The organism is Arthrobacter sp. AG258 (genome assembly GCF_004364695.1).
Lineage (GTDB): Bacteria > Actinomycetota > Actinomycetes > Actinomycetales > Micrococcaceae > Arthrobacter.
Genome location: NZ_SOBI01000005.1, coordinates 453,841 through 467,711 on the forward strand (window position 1 = coordinate 453,841; position 13,871 = coordinate 467,711).

The window sequence follows — 13,871 nt, forward strand, 5'->3', positions numbered from 1 at the left end:
GGAGAGGTCCTTAGATGTTGAAGGCCGGTTCCAGCACCTTGGAGAAGAAGCTCCGGGTGCGCGGTTCCTGGGGGTTGCTGAAAATTTCCTTGGGGGTGCCCTGTTCCACGATCTGGCCCTGGTCCATGAACACCACGGTGTCCGCCACGTCGCGGGCGAAGCCCATCTCATGGGTGACGATGATCAGCGTGGTGCCGGACGTTGCGAGTTCGCGGATGACGTCCAGCACTTCGTTGACCAGCTCGGGGTCCAGGGCCGAGGTGGGCTCGTCGAACAGCAGGATCTTGGGATCCAGAGCCAGGGCCCGGGCAATGGCGACGCGCTGCTGCTGGCCACCGGAGAGCTGGCGGGGATAGGCACCGGCCCGGTCCTTGAGCCCCACCCGGTCCAGGAGTTCCAGGCCGCGGCGGCGGGCCTCCTCCTTGGAGCGCCCCTGCGCCACCACGGGGGCTTCCGCCACGTTCTCCAGGGCAGTGAGGTGCGGGAACAAGTTGAAGTTCTGGAACACCATGCCGATGTCGGTGCGCTGTTTCAGGATCTCCTTTTCCCGCAGCTCGTGCAGCCGGTCGCCGCGGAGTTTGTAGCCCACCAGCTGTCCGTCGATGGTGATGTGGCCGCCGTCCACCTTTTCCAGGTGGTTGATGGTGCGCAGCAGGGTGGATTTGCCGGAGCCGGAGGGGCCCACGATCACGGCCACCCCGCCCGGTTCCACGGTGAGACTGACGCCTTTGAGGACTTCCGTGGGGCCGAAGGATTTGCGCACGCCGGTGATTTCCACCAGGCCGCGGGTGGCTGTGGGGGCGGTGAGGGTGTCAGTCATCAGGGGTTCCTCCGGTTGGGCACTGCCGCGTGGGTGGCGAAGAATTTGCGGGCCTTCTGCAGGGGCGTCAGCGGCAGGTTCCGCACCGCGCCCTTGGAGTAGTGGCGTTCGATGTAGTACTGGAAGACGCTCAGCACGGAGGTGATCACGATGTACCAGAGCGTGGCCACCAGCAGCAGCGGCAGGACCTGCTGGGTGCGGTTGTAGATGACCTGGACCGTGTAGAACAGCTCCGAGTAGGCCAGGACGTAGACGATCGAGGTGCCCTTGACCAGGCCGATGATCTCGTTGAAGGCGGTGGGCAGGATGGCGCGCATGGCCTGCGGCAGCACGATCCGGGTGGAGCGGCGCCAGGCGGGGATGCCCAGTGCGGCCGCCGCCTCCAGCTGGCCCTGGTCCACGGACAGGATGCCGCCGCGGATGATCTCCGCGGAGTAGGCGGCCTGGTTCAGGGTCAGGCCCAGGACGGCTGCGGCGAACTGGCTGATCAGCGTGGTGGTCTGCACTTCGAAGAACCGGACGTCGGTGAACGGGATCCCCAGGCTGATCTTTTCGTACAGGTAGCCCAGGTTGTACCAGAGGAGCATCTGGACCAGCAGCGGCGTGGACCGGAAGATCCACGAGAACGTCCAGGACACCGAGACCAGCAGGGGCGAGGCCGAGAGCCGCATCAGCGCCAGGATGAAGCCCAGCACGAACCCGAGGACACCTGAGATCGCCGTCAGCTTCAGTGTTTCCACCAGGCCGTTGACCACGGACTGGGCGGTGAACCACTGGGCCACGACCCCCCACTCCCAGCGCGGGTTGGTGGCCAGCGACCATGCCACGGACAGGACACCGAGCGCGACGACGGCAGTCCCCACCCAGCGCCACGGATGCTTGGCGGCCACCACGCGATAGGACGAGTAGTCCTTTGCCACCCGGGGCGCCGCCTCCGTGGCGGAGCCGCCGGCGCCGGACGTGCCTGTTCCTGCCGGCGGCGCTTCCGCCGCCGGTACCGGCTGCGACTGTTGGGACTGCGCCACCCCTGTTGCTGAACTCATGCGCCACCTCGCTTCTCGTGCTGGGTTTTCCTTGTGGGCCGCTGCCCGTCGATACGGGGCGTGGCGGCCGGTGCTGGCTGCAAATCTAGGACCGGCCGGAACGGGCCAGCAAGGCGGCAGGTTGCAATACTTCACGGGGCTTCGCACGGCGTCATGCGTCGGTTTTTTGCGTCCCTTAACGCGCTGTGACGCGGGGTTAACGGCCGTGACCAGGCGCTCGACCGGCGTCGTCACGGCTGCCTAGCATGGGCAATCAACCCAGCCCCGGCCGTCAGGAGTACCCATGCCAGCCACCATCCCGGCCATCGTCTTCATTGGCGGCGGACCGCGCACGGCGGGCGTGCTCGAACGGATCGCGGCCAACCGGCCGGACGTCTTCGCCGGCCCGCTGCAGCTCCATGTGGTGGAACCGCACATCCCGGGTTCCGGCCGCATCTGGCGATACGACCAGGACCCGGGCCTCCTGCTTAACTCCATGGCCGCGGACATCACCATGTTCACCGACGATTCCGTGGACTGCGCCGGACCGGCGGCCCCCGGTCCTGGCCTGGCCGAATGGGCAGCGGGCGTGCTGGATGCCTCCATCATCGACGTCCCGGACTTTCCGCAGCCCCTGTGGGACCAGCTCCGGGCCCTCACCGGCACCACGTTTCCCACCCGCCGGCTGCAGAGCCAATACCTCGAATGGTTCTTCCGCCGCGCCGCCAAATCGCTGGGCCGCAGCGTCACCGTGCACCGCACCACGGCCGTTGGCATCACGCCCCGGCCAGGCGGCGGGCACGACGTCGAGCTGGGCAACGGCCGCACCCTGCACGCGGACATCGTGGTGACGGCGCTGGGCCACACGGATTCCCGCCCGGACGCCGTGTCCGCGGGGTTCTCGGACTTCGCCGACCGGCACGGCGGCTACCACGCGGCACCCAGCTACACCACCGACGTCGACTACTCCCCCATCAGCCCGGGGCAGGACGTGATCGTCTCCGGGATGGGCCTGGCCTTCGTGGACCTGCTGGTCCTGCTCATGGAGGGCCGCGGCGGCAGGTTCCAGGAAACGTCCGACGGCGGGCTGCGCTACCTTCCGTCCGGGCGCGAACCACGGCTGTGGGCCGGCTCCCGCCGGGGCGTGCCCTACCACTCCAAGATTTCCGCAGCCCTGCGCGGACAGGCGCCGGGGCCGCTGCAGTTCTTCACGGCCGCTGCTGTGGATGCCCTGCTGGAGCAGCACGGAGAACTGGACTTCCGCCGGGACCTGTGGCCCCTCATCGCCAAGGAAACCGGCTACTGCTATTATCGCGAGCTCCTGACGGGCACTCCCGAACGTGCCGCCATGGGGTGGAGCGAGTTCGCCGCCCGGTACGCGGAGCTGGACTGGTACAGCGGCGGCCGCGAAGCGCTGGTTGCCGCCGCTGTCCCCGACCCAGAACTGCATCTGGACCTGGAGCGGCTGGACCGGCCCTTCGACGGCCGCACCTTCACGGACCACCAGGACGTGCAGGACGCCGTGGCCGGCTACATCGAACACGACCTTGCCCTGCGTGACAGCCCGGACCATCCGGAGACGCTTGCCCTGTTCCTGGCCCTGCTGCACGTATATATGGACGTGGGCCGGGTGGTTCCGCCGGAGCGGTTGAACGCGCGCTCCCAGCAGGTGGTCCACGGCTGGTGGCACGGCTTCTTCAGCTTCGTCGATTCCGGACCCCCGCCGCACCGGCTGCGCCAGATGCTCGCACTGCACCGGGCCGGCCTGCTGCAGTTCCTTGGCCCGGGACTGGACGTGACCGCCGACGAAACCACAGGGACCTTCGTCGCCACATCGCGGCAGTCCGGGGTCACGGTGTCAGCGACGGCACTGATCGAGGCACGGCTCCCGGCCACATCCGTGGCCCATTCGCTCAACCCGGTGCTCACCTCGCTGCACCGAACCGGTTTGGGCAGCGAACAGCAGCTGCTGACCTCGGACGGCATCCACTCCACCGGAAAACTGCTGGTCTCGGCCCTGCACCAGCTGGTGGATTCCGACGGCGCACCCCAGCCCACCCTCTTCGCAGTGGGCCCGGGAACCTCCGGGTGGGGCGCCGGCGCCTTCGCCCGCCCGCACACCAACGCCGCACCGTTCCGCGAAAATGACGCCCTGGCCCGGACCATCCTCGGTGCTGCCCGGGACCTGGCCGGCGCGTCCGCCCCGGCCCCCGAAGAACCGGTAGTTTCAGTACCAGCAACTCCCCAGCCAGCCGCCGTCGGAAAGACCTGATCCGTGACAAGGAAAGACCAGTGACCGCAGAACCCGGCCTCCGTCCCAGGCCCCTGGACCCCAACGCCCTGAAGGTCCTCAGCCTGCCCATGCACGATCCCCGTGTCCGCCCGCTCCTGGACGAGCTCGCCGTCGAATACGACACCCGCTACGGGGACCTGTTTGGCCGCGGCGCCGCGGCAGAGGAACTGAACCGCTACCCGGCGGCCGAATTCGAAGGCCCCCATGGCGCCCTCCTGGTGATCCAGGAAAATGGCGAGTCGATCGCCGGCGGCGCGTTCCGCCGGTACGACCCCGCCACGGCGGAACTGAAACGGATCTGGACCCACTCGGCCCACCGCCGTCGTGGGCTGGCCCGCGTGGTGCTCGCCGAACTCGAGGCCCTGGCGGCCGCCCGAGGCTACACCAGGCTGTACCTCACCACCGGGCCACGGCAGCCGGAGGCCAAGCACCTCTACCTGAACACCGGTTACCAGGCGCAGTTCGACCTTGCGGCGGACCCGGAAACCATCGGGCCCCTGGCGTTCACCAAGGACTTGCCCGCAGGGCCGCTGAACTGACCGGGCGGGTACCGCCCCATCCGGGGCAGCCCGCCGCTAAGCTAACGCCATGGCCACGAAAACCACAGCAGAGAAGCTTGCCACCATCCAGCAGGGCTACACGCTGGAAGGTGCCACCATCGAGCTGGGGGCCGCCATCATCGACGGCGAACTCCACAAGGACGCGCCGGTTCGGTTGCCGCTGGCCATGATGAACAGGCACGGACTGGTGGCCGGCGCCACCGGTACGGGCAAGACCGTCACGCTGCACATGATGGCCGAACAGCTGTCCTCCGCCGGCGTCCCCGTCTTCCTGGCCGACATCAAAGGCGACCTCTCCGGGTTGGCGACAGCCGCCGTCGGGAGCGACAAACTGACCGCCCGCACCCAAAGCATCGGCCAGCCCTGGGCGGGGAAGGCGTTTCCGGTGGAATTCCTGGCGCTCGGCGGGGACGGCAACGGTGTCCCGGTCCGCGCCACGGTCACCTCCTTCGGTCCGGTCCTGCTCGCCCGGATCATGGAGCTGAACGACACCCAGGAATCCAGCCTGCAGCTGGTCTTCTATTTCGCGGACAAGAACGGCCTGGAGCTCATCGACCTGAAGGACCTGCGTGCCGTCATCCAGTTCCTCACCTCGGACGAGGGCAAGGACAAGCTGGAGGAACTCGGTGGCCTGTCCAAGGCCACTGCCGGGGTGATCCTGCGCGAACTCGTGAACCTGGAGGCGCAGGGGCTGGAGAAGTTCTTCGGTGAGCCGGAATTCAATACCGCCGAGCTCCTCCGCACTGCTCCGGACGGTCGCGGTGTGGTCACCTGCCTGGAACTGCCCACCCTGCAGACCAAGCCCATGCTGTTCTCCACCTTCCTCATGTGGCTGCTGGCGGACCTGTTCGAGGACCTGCCCGAGGCCGGCGACCTGGACAAACCCAAGCTCGTGTTCTTCCTCGACGAGGCCCACCTGCTCTTCAACGGCGCTTCCAAAGCTTTCCTGGACGCCATCACCACCACGGTCCGGCTGATCCGGTCCAAAGGCGTGGGGATCTTCTTCGTCACCCAGACCCCCAAGGACGTGCCCGCCGACGTCCTGGGCCAGCTGGCCAACCGGGTCCAGCATGCCCTGCGCGCCTTCACCCCCGAGGACGCCAAGGCGCTCAAGGCCACGGTGTCCACCTTCCCGGTCAGCGACTACGACCTTGAGGAAATCCTGACCTCGGCCGGAATCGGCGAGGCCGTTATCACCGTCATGAATGAGAAGGGGGCGCCCACGCCCGTTGCCCTCACCCGGCTCCGCGCGCCGGAATCCGTGATGGGTCCTGCCGAGGACGCGCTGGTGCGGAGCACGGTGGCCGGCTCGGCGCTGCTGGGCAAGTACGGGACGGCCGTGGACAACCCGTCCGCCTACGAAAAGCTCACCGGCAAAGGGGCGGCACCCACCGGCCCGGCCGCGCCGGAACCGTCCGCCGGGATGCCGGGGGGCCAGTCCGCGCCGGCGGGGGGCCAGTCCGCGCCGGCGGCCTACGACGTTGACGCCGAGGCCCGCCGGATCGAGGAGGAGATCCTGGGCCGGCCCAGCAGCCGGCCCGCGCCAACCCCGGCCCCAGCAACCCGCGCTCCCCGGCCGCCCGCCGAGCCCCAGCCTCAACCCGAGCCCGGCGGCATGATGGGGGACCTGGGCGGTGTGCTCGGCGGCGCCCTGGGTGGCGGCCTGAAGAGCATGGCGCGGTCCATGGGCACCCAGTTGGGACGCGAACTGCTCCGCGGCGTGTTCGGCACCTCTTCCACCCGGCGCCGTCGTCGCTGACTCCGCTGCGCCGCTGACTCCGGTGCTCCGCTGCCGCCTGGCCGCCGGTACGTGCTGCGCGCCGACGTCAGGCCCCACCCGCTGACCCTGCCGGCCACCCGCCGTCGGGCCTTATCGGTGTCCCGCCCGCCGGATTAGGGGGGACACCAACTTTAGAGTGCGTCCGCACTGCCGTTACTGTAAGAAACGTGCAGATGAGTCAAGCGTTGGTGAGGATCGCGGCCGGATGGCTGCTGGGCCTCATGCTTGCCATCGCCGGAGCCGTCGTGGCCATCAATATCGTCAACAACACCGTGGCCAGTCCGCAGCAGCCGGTCAGGGAGTACCTGGACGCACTCAGGAGCGGTGACGGCGGACGGGCGCTGGGCATCCTGCGCGCCACTGTCCCGCCCGGCAACGCCGCGATGCTTGACGGCAGCGGGCTGCAGACGGCCGCGTCCCGGCTGTCCAACGTCGACGTCGGCGATCCCGAGGAACGCCCCGGCAACCAGGTGATGGTGCCCCTGGAGTACACGATCGACGGCAGCCGGCTCCGCACCGAGTTCCTGCTGCAGAAGACCGGCACCGAGTGGCTGTTCTTCAACACCTGGGCCTTTGTCCCGTCCCGGCTGCCAACCGTGGACATGACCGTGGTTAACGGCAACGAGGCCACCGTCAACGGCGTTCCGGTGAACATGCCGGGCGGCCGCAACTCCTTTGCCGTCTTCTATCCCGGCGAGTACGAGGCATCCCTGAACGGGCAGTACTTCTCGGCGCCCGCCACCCGCGCCACCGTCACCTCCAAGGACTCCCCGGTGGCTCCGCTGAACCTGTTGACCCAGGCCACGGACAAGCTGAAGAACGATGTTGCGGCCAAGGTCCGTGAATTCCTTGACGGCTGCGCGGCAGAGGCGGTCAAGGAACAGAAGCTCCAGCCGGATTGCCCCTTCTACTACGCCAGCAACAACAGGGTCCAGGACGGCAGCATCAAGTGGACCGTGACCGAGTACCCGGGCGTATCGGTGGAACCGTTCGACGGCCGCTGGGTGGTGGCACCGCTGGACGGCAAGGCCAAGGTGGAGGCGCTCCAGCAGAATGCCTTTACCGGGGCCTGGTATCCCCTGGATGCGGAGGTGGACTTCAGCTTCACCACCCGTCTGGACGTAGCCGGTGACACCGTCAAGGTCACCCCGATGCTGAGCTTCTAGGCCCCTCCCCTACCCGCCTCGTCACGCCAGGCACGCTTTCAACAGTGGCACGTGACGCAGCCCCTGGGTTTGCGGGGCTGCGTCGGCCCAGGGAACGCAAAAACCTGCTCCGCGTGACGCCGCCGGCAAGTTAGCGCCGCCGCCGCAGGACTGTCAGCACCTGCTCCACCATCGCCTGCGGACCGTACACCACGTCGGCGTAGTAGTAGCGAAGGGCTGTATATCCCTGCAGGACCGACTCATTGTTTCGGCGATGATCCTTTTGAACCTGTTTCCACTCCGCGTGGTGCCTCCCGTCCAGTTCAACGACCAGCCATCCGTCCAGCAGCAGGTCCACATACCCCACCCGCTCGAGGTACACCTGCGGCTGCACCTGGATTCCCGCCTGCCGGAAGTAGGTGCGTGCCAGCGTCTCGAGGAGGGAATCCGCCCCGCGATCCACCCAGTCCAGGACCGCCCTGGCCTTTCCGTTGCGTTTTCCCGGCAAGCGCTGGCGCAGGAAATCAAGGGTCATGTCGCCGCGGGTTACGGCGCACTCCACCATGACCAGCGATCCCGCGAAAGACAGGCATCGAAGCGCGTGGATCAGAACATCAGCCAGGGCGGCCACAGGCTGGACCCGGGAGGGTGGCAGCAGGAGCCCTGAATGATGGATTGCATCGCCACTGACCACCTCCTGCCGGCGGTGGTAGACGTGGCGTTTTCCGTCCGAGGGCAGTGACCACAGGCTATATGCCGTCGCAGCACTGGAACAGGTCAACAACTCCCGGTTTCGCAGCACGGCAACCAAGTCCGGAGGCGCCGTCGGAAGCGCATACAGACCCCGGTCCGGTTGCAGGACCCCCGCCCGTACTGCCCTCCTAAGGGCGGCGTCATCCACTCCCAGTCTGGCCAGGGCGGGCCTTCGCGCGGCTCCGCCGCAGACTTCCAAGGCTCTGAGGGCATCCACCCGGCCATGGTGCCCGGCTTCTGAGGGCCGCCCATACCCCGGCGCCGCCCTATGTGGACAGCGGAGGATCCGGCCAGCGTCACGCAGAGCACGCTTTCAGCGCCGGCGGTCTGCGAAAAGCCCGGAATTCCGGGACGGCCACCATGCCGGGAACGCGAAAGGCTGCCTCCCGTGACGCGGAGTCACAAGGAAGCAGCCTTTCAGCAAACCAGAGGCAGTATCAGTCCATTCCGCGGAGGTCCAGGACCAGCTCGGTGTCGCCGTCGGCCTGCAGGACCACCGGGATACCCCAGTCCTGCTGGTAGAGGTGGCAGGCTGCGTGGTCGGGGATCTCGCCGTCCTCGGTCTCGGGTCCGTCGCAGGCCGCGGCACGGGCGGTAATGTGCAGCACGCCTTCCGGGACGTCGGGCGACAACTCAAGGGTGCGCAGCAGCCCCACGGACGTCCCGCCGCCGGAGACCAACAGCTCGGGCGGGGTGGAGGAGATCTTCAGCTGGGTGGGGTCTCCCCACCTGTCATCGAGCTTCTGCCCGGTGGGAGCCGTGAAGCGGACCGTCAGTTCCAGCGGGCCCGAGGCCACGGGGCTCTTGGGCCGCTGGGTCTGGGATGCGCCTTCATCCACCTGCTGCGCTTCCTTGGGAATGGGAACGTACACCAGCTGGTGCTTGTTGGCCTCCACCACCACCAGCAGCGGCTCCGAGCCGGCGGACTGCGTGTGGTCCACGATCACGTCGGAGGGCTCAGCGAGGCCACGTGCCAGCGTGGACACCGTGCCGGACGCGGGGTCGTACCGGCGCACGGCCCCGTTGTAGGTATCCGCAATGGCCACGGAACCGTCGGGCAGGACGGTCACGCCCAGCGGGTGCTGCAGCCGGGCCTCGGCGGCGGGACCGTCGCGGAAACCGAAGTCGAACAGGCCCTTGCCGACGGCGGATTCAACCGTCACCGAGCCGTCCTCGCCAACGACCAGCTTGCGGATCGCGGACGTTTCGGAGTCCGCAACCCAGATGTTGCCGTCGGCGTCCTCAGCCAGGCCGGAGGACTGGGCGAACCAGGCTTCGTGGGCCGGACCATCCAGCAGTCCTTCCAGCCCATTGCCCGCCACGATGGAGACGGCACCGGTCAGGGGATCGAAGCTGAAGATCTGGTGGGTTCCGGCCATCGCCACCACCACCGCGTTCAGTTTGCGCGACCAGACAACGTCCCACGGTGAGCTCAGCGAGACCTCAAGGGGGTGTCCGCCCAAGCGTCCGGTGAAGCCGGCTGCCTCTTCGTCCACCCGCGCGGGTCCGGTCTCCAGCAGGCGCTGGATGCCGTTCCCGGCCAGCGTGGAGGCTTTGCCTGAGCTGAGGGACAGCCCGCGGAGGCGGTGGTTCACTGAGTCCGCAATGACGACGTCGTACCCGGCCTTGGCTGCCACATCTTCCGGGAGGAGCACCAGGCCCTGCGGCTCGTTGAACCGGGCGGTGGCATCGTCACCGGCGGCCGGACCGTCGGCGTGCCCCTTGGTGCCGGAGCCGAAGGTGGCCAGGACAGTCGTGAAGTCCGTACCGAGCTCCACCAGGCGGTGATGCCCGGTGTCGGTGACCAGCCAGGAACCTTTGGCGGCGGCATCCGGGGAGCTGCCGGCGTCGGACGTTCCCGCCACGGCCGTGGAGCCGCGGCCCGGCGGCAGGAACAACGCCTTGCCCGGGAAGCGCAGCGTGCCGGAGGTCGCCTCGGGCGCCACGTACGGGCCGGAACCCCGGTGGAGGGTGCCCTTGGCCTCGTGTTCGGCGATGAGTTCGGGGATCAGCACCGCCAGCCCGTCCGCGTGGCCCTCGCCGGACAGGTGCGCCACGATGTAGCCCTCGGGGTCGATGACCACCAGGGTGGGCCAGGCGCGGGCGGTGTAGGCCTTCCAGGTGTCCAGCTCGGGATCGTCCAGGACGGGGTGGTGGATCTCGTACCGCTCCACGGCGGCGGCCAGCGCCACCGGATCCGCTTCATGCTCGAACTTGGGCGAGTGGACCCCCACGGTGACCAGGACATCCGAGTACTGCTCTTCCAGCGGCCGCAGCTCATCCAGGACGTGCAGGCAGTTGATGCAGCAGAAGGTCCAGAAGTCCAGCAGGACGATCTTGCCGCGCAGGGCTTCGAGGTCCAGGCTCTTGCCGCCGGTGTTCAACCAGTTGCGGCCCACCAGTTCGGAGGCCCGGACCCGGGCGTGCGTGCGTACGGTTTCGCTCATCAGCGTCCTTCCAGCTTGTTGCGGTCAGCCAGCTTGGCGTCGCGTTCAGCCAATTTGGCAAACATATCGTTGTAAGCGGCCAGATCGGCGTCGTTATTCCTGTCCGCCGCCCGGTCCACGCGTTTTGTCTCCCGCTGGTCCGACCTTGACCACATAATGGCGACGCCGATCGCCACCAGGAGCGTGGGCACCTCGCCGATGCCCCAGGCCACAGCCCCGCCTGCTTGCTGGTCACCGAGGGCGGAGGGCCCCCAGGCGCGCCCGAGGTTGCCGAAGTAGTCGGCCGCCAGCAGACCGGTGCCACCCATGATGGAGACGCCGAAGAAGGCATGGAACCCCATGGTTGCCAGGAGCAGGAGGAGGCGCATGGGGTAGGGCGCCCTGCGCGGCAGCGGGTCGGTACCGATCATGGTCAGCACGAAAATGTAGCCGGTGAGCAGGAAGTGCAGGTTCATCAATTCGTGGCCCACATGCTCGCGCATTGCATACCCGAACAGGTCCGAGTAGTAGAACAGCACGATCGAGCCGGCAAAGTTGGCGGCCGCGAACAACGGATGCGTCACCAGCTGGGAAAACTTCGAATGCACGAAAACCATCAGCCACTCGCGCGCACCCCGGGAGCCGTCACTGCGGGCGGGCAGTGCCCGCAAGGCAAGTGTCACCGGCGCTCCGAGCACCAGGAAGATCGGCGCCACCATGGTCAGTGCCATATGGTCCACCATGTGCGCGGAGAAGAGGACTCGGCCGTAGACCGACGGTGGCCCGGACGTTATGTACGTCAGGACAACCAGGCCGATGACCCAGTTCACGGAACGGAACCACTGCCAGCTGTCGCCCCGGCGGCGGACCTTTGCCACGCCCAGGAAATAGGACACCAGGCCGAAGAGGGCAACGGCGACCCAGAGCCAGTCCAGGCGCCACTCAGTGAGCCAGCGTTCCGGCGTGAGTTCCGGGGGGAGTTCATAGCCGCTGAGGATGAAGGCCGGCGAAGCATCCGGCGCCAGCGTGGTGGGCTGCGGCGGGGCGGACCGGCCCAGCGCCACCGCGATGCCGGAGGTGGCACCCATAACCAGCAGCTCGGCCAGGATCAGCTGCCACAGCACCCGCCGGGAGGACATGGCGGCGCCCTTGCGGCCAAGCTGCGGAATGACCCACTGGCGGTGCATGAAGCCAATGCCGCCCAGCACCACGGCCCCGGCCGTCTTGGCAAGGATCAGCTGGCCGTACGCCGATCCGAAGAGGTCTGCCCAGCTGGTGACGCGGATGCTGGCGTTGATGATGCCGGAGGCGAAAACCAGCACGAAGGCGAAGCCTGCCAGTGTGGAGAAGCGGCGGAGGGTCGGTTCGGTGATATCAGCTGCCGTGCCGGCCTTGGGTCCGGTGAGGATGCCGGACAGCATGGCCAGGATAATGATGCCGCCCACCCAAGTGCTCACGCCCACCAAGTGCAGGCCCAGAGAGTTGATGGCCCCTTCGTGGTCTGAGGAACTTGACGAGTGCCCGATCAGGGCTGCCGGGACCAGGCCGACGAGGGCCAGGATGAGGGTGAGGAACAGGCCGCCGGTGGACCTTACGCCAAAGAGTGCGGTTGTCACTACGGCGGCGATGATGGTGACGGCGAGCCACGCCCGGCCCGTTTCGATATCCGTCATGAAGTACACCAGGGCTTGGGTGAACGCGGGGTCCCCGGAGAGCCCCTGGCCCGCAACATCGGCGTAGGTGAGGACCAGGACAGCAATGGCGGATAGCGTCCACACTGCGCCCGCTGCGGCTGCCACGGCCAGGACACGGGTGAAGGCCGGGTGCTCGGGGCCTGCATCCCGGGATGTTTCCCGGTCGCGGCTGCGGGCGTTGAGGTTCTTGGGGAGGATGCCGACGGCGAAAATCAGGCCGCCGACGACGGTGGCCAGGGACACGTTGTGGATGGCCTTGCTGATGGGAAGGCCCCACCGGACCAGGGCGCCGGGATCCGCGACGCTGCGGGCTGCTGCCGCGCCGGAGAAGAGCAGTGCTGCCGTGAGGCCCAGGATGAGGGCTGCCAGTCCCGCCAGCTGCCAGGGCAACGGGATTCCCCTGATCCCGGCGTCCCGGACCGGGGCTCCCTTGCCAGGTTCGGACTGGGGCGCGGTGGAACGGGGTTTTGCGGCAGAAGACACCATTCCATTGTCCGCTACGCCTGCCCGGGCGGCGAATCCGGCTTAAAGCCAAGGAGCGGCAACCCATGGGGTTGCCGCTCCTTTCCAGCCGGCTGCGCGCCGGACAGGGAGAATGCTCTACTTCTTGGAGACAGCAGCCTTCAGCTTGGAGCCGGCGGTCAGCTTGACGCTGTGGCCTGCTGCGATCTGGATGGTTTCGCCGGTCTGCGGGTTGCGGCCGGTGCGAGCGGCACGGTCGGTGCGCTCTACGGCGAGCCAGCCCGGGATGGTGATCTTCTCGCCGGCGGCGACAGAAGTCTCGAAAACCTCGAACAGAGCGTCGAGGACGGAGTTGACGGCAGCCTGGCTGGTGCCGGCCTTGCCAGCTACCTCTGCAACAAGTTCACTACGGTTCTTAGCCATTTATGTCCTCCTGGACGATTCTTGATTCTGAAGCCTGCACGCGGCATGCGCGCAAGCCACTGTTCGAAAACTTACCAGCTTGGGACGTTCCGATCCGCAAATTCCGCGTGTTTCCGCGACTTTTTGAGGTTAATCACCGGATTCGGAGGCTATATCCACCCCTTCACGGTGGTGGGTGGTGGTGTTTTTAAATGTGGGAGGCCCCAACCGTGTTGGTTGGGGCCTCGACCAATGTGTGTGTCCGGCGGTGTCCTACTCTCCCACACCCTCCCGGGTGCAGTACCATCGGCGCTGTGGGTCTTAGCTTCCGGGTTCGGAATGGGACCGGGCGTTTCCCCCACGCTATGACCGCCGTAACCTTGTTACCCGTCCCAACCCTGGGGTTGGTGGGAAGACTGTGTGGTTACAACATGTGTGGTGTTGTTATTCAGTTGTTGGTTCCGTGCCGTATCAAACCCCGGGTGTTGGGGGTTGTTGGTTGGGAACCACATAG

Annotated in this window: 10 protein-coding genes and 1 rRNA gene; 4 read left to right on the top strand and 7 right to left on the bottom strand. The window is 67.4% G+C overall.

What is annotated here, in order from left to right; all coding sequences use genetic code 11:
- Nucleotides 1–10 precede the first annotated feature (10 nt).
- A complete protein-coding gene (locus tag DFO47_RS13525; RefSeq protein ID WP_109045431.1) occupies nucleotides 11–820 on the bottom strand; it encodes an amino acid ABC transporter ATP-binding protein in 810 nt (269 codons plus the stop codon).
- A complete protein-coding gene (locus DFO47_RS13530; RefSeq protein ID WP_208294403.1) occupies nucleotides 820–1,863 on the bottom strand; it encodes an amino acid ABC transporter permease in 1,044 nt (347 codons plus the stop codon). Before DFO47_RS13530 ends, DFO47_RS13525 begins: the two co-directional genes overlap by 1 nt.
- A gap of 283 nt (nucleotides 1,864–2,146) precedes the next feature.
- Between DFO47_RS13530 and DFO47_RS13535 the strand changes: the two genes are divergently transcribed.
- From DFO47_RS13535 to DFO47_RS13550, 4 genes are all read left to right on the top strand, one after another.
- A complete protein-coding gene (locus tag DFO47_RS13535) occupies nucleotides 2,147–4,114 on the top strand; it encodes an FAD/NAD(P)-binding protein (protein WP_133831954.1) in 1,968 nt (655 codons plus the stop codon).
- A gap of 20 nt (nucleotides 4,115–4,134) precedes the next feature.
- Complete coding sequence (locus DFO47_RS13540; RefSeq protein ID WP_133831955.1) at nucleotides 4,135–4,674, top strand: GNAT family N-acetyltransferase; 540 nt, start codon at nucleotides 4,135–4,137, stop codon at nucleotides 4,672–4,674.
- Between the two features lie 49 nt (nucleotides 4,675–4,723).
- The gene (locus DFO47_RS13545; protein WP_133831956.1) at nucleotides 4,724–6,454 is read left to right on the top strand and encodes a helicase HerA-like domain-containing protein; all 1,731 of its coding nucleotides are present in this window, start codon (nucleotides 4,724–4,726) and stop codon (nucleotides 6,452–6,454) included.
- A 194-nt stretch (nucleotides 6,455–6,648) separates the two neighbouring features.
- Nucleotides 6,649–7,641: a hypothetical protein gene (locus tag DFO47_RS13550; RefSeq protein WP_196803377.1), complete on the top strand. Its 993-nt coding sequence runs from the start codon at nucleotides 6,649–6,651 to the stop codon at nucleotides 7,639–7,641.
- A gap of 130 nt (nucleotides 7,642–7,771) precedes the next feature.
- Here DFO47_RS13550 and DFO47_RS13555 read toward each other — a convergent pair whose 3' ends face one another.
- From DFO47_RS13555 to rrf, 5 genes are all read right to left on the bottom strand, one after another.
- A complete protein-coding gene (locus DFO47_RS13555) occupies nucleotides 7,772–8,314 on the bottom strand; it encodes a DUF559 domain-containing protein (protein ID WP_243835477.1) in 543 nt (180 codons plus the stop codon).
- 496 nt (nucleotides 8,315–8,810) lie between these two features.
- A complete protein-coding gene (locus DFO47_RS13560; RefSeq protein WP_133831958.1) occupies nucleotides 8,811–10,820 on the bottom strand; it encodes an NHL domain-containing thioredoxin family protein in 2,010 nt (669 codons plus the stop codon).
- Entirely contained in the window at nucleotides 10,820–12,979 is a 2,160-nt protein-coding gene (locus tag DFO47_RS13565; protein WP_109045424.1) for a cytochrome c oxidase assembly protein, read from the bottom strand. Before DFO47_RS13565 ends, DFO47_RS13560 begins: the two co-directional genes overlap by 1 nt.
- 114 nt (nucleotides 12,980–13,093) lie before the next feature.
- Nucleotides 13,094–13,378, bottom strand: coding sequence for an HU family DNA-binding protein (locus DFO47_RS13570; RefSeq protein WP_011693739.1), 285 nt, complete (start codon nucleotides 13,376–13,378; stop codon nucleotides 13,094–13,096).
- A gap of 239 nt (nucleotides 13,379–13,617) precedes the next feature.
- Nucleotides 13,618–13,734, bottom strand: a 5S ribosomal RNA gene (gene rrf, locus DFO47_RS13575).
- Nucleotides 13,735–13,871: the final 137 nt, after the last annotated feature.

What these genes read in the sequence shown, in the direction of transcription:
- DFO47_RS13535 (WP_133831954.1), top strand. Translation starts at nt 2,147, where the DNA reads ATGCCAGCCACCATCCCGGCCATCGTCTTCATTGGCGGCGGACCGCGC.
- DFO47_RS13565 (WP_109045424.1), bottom strand. Translation starts at nt 12,979, where the DNA reads ATGGTGTCTTCTGCCGCAAAACCCCGTTCCACCGCGCCCCAGTCCGAA.
- DFO47_RS13550 (WP_196803377.1), top strand. Translation starts at nt 6,649, where the DNA reads ATGAGTCAAGCGTTGGTGAGGATCGCGGCCGGATGGCTGCTGGGCCTC.
- DFO47_RS13525 (WP_109045431.1), bottom strand. Translation starts at nt 820, where the DNA reads ATGACTGACACCCTCACCGCCCCCACAGCCACCCGCGGCCTGGTGGAA.
- DFO47_RS13570 (WP_011693739.1), bottom strand. Translation starts at nt 13,378, where the DNA reads ATGGCTAAGAACCGTAGTGAACTTGTTGCAGAGGTAGCTGGCAAGGCC.
- DFO47_RS13530 (WP_208294403.1), bottom strand. Translation starts at nt 1,863, where the DNA reads ATGAGTTCAGCAACAGGGGTGGCGCAGTCCCAACAGTCGCAGCCGGTA.
- DFO47_RS13560 (WP_133831958.1), bottom strand. Translation starts at nt 10,820, where the DNA reads ATGAGCGAAACCGTACGCACGCACGCCCGGGTCCGGGCCTCCGAACTG.
- DFO47_RS13545 (WP_133831956.1), top strand. Translation starts at nt 4,724, where the DNA reads ATGGCCACGAAAACCACAGCAGAGAAGCTTGCCACCATCCAGCAGGGC.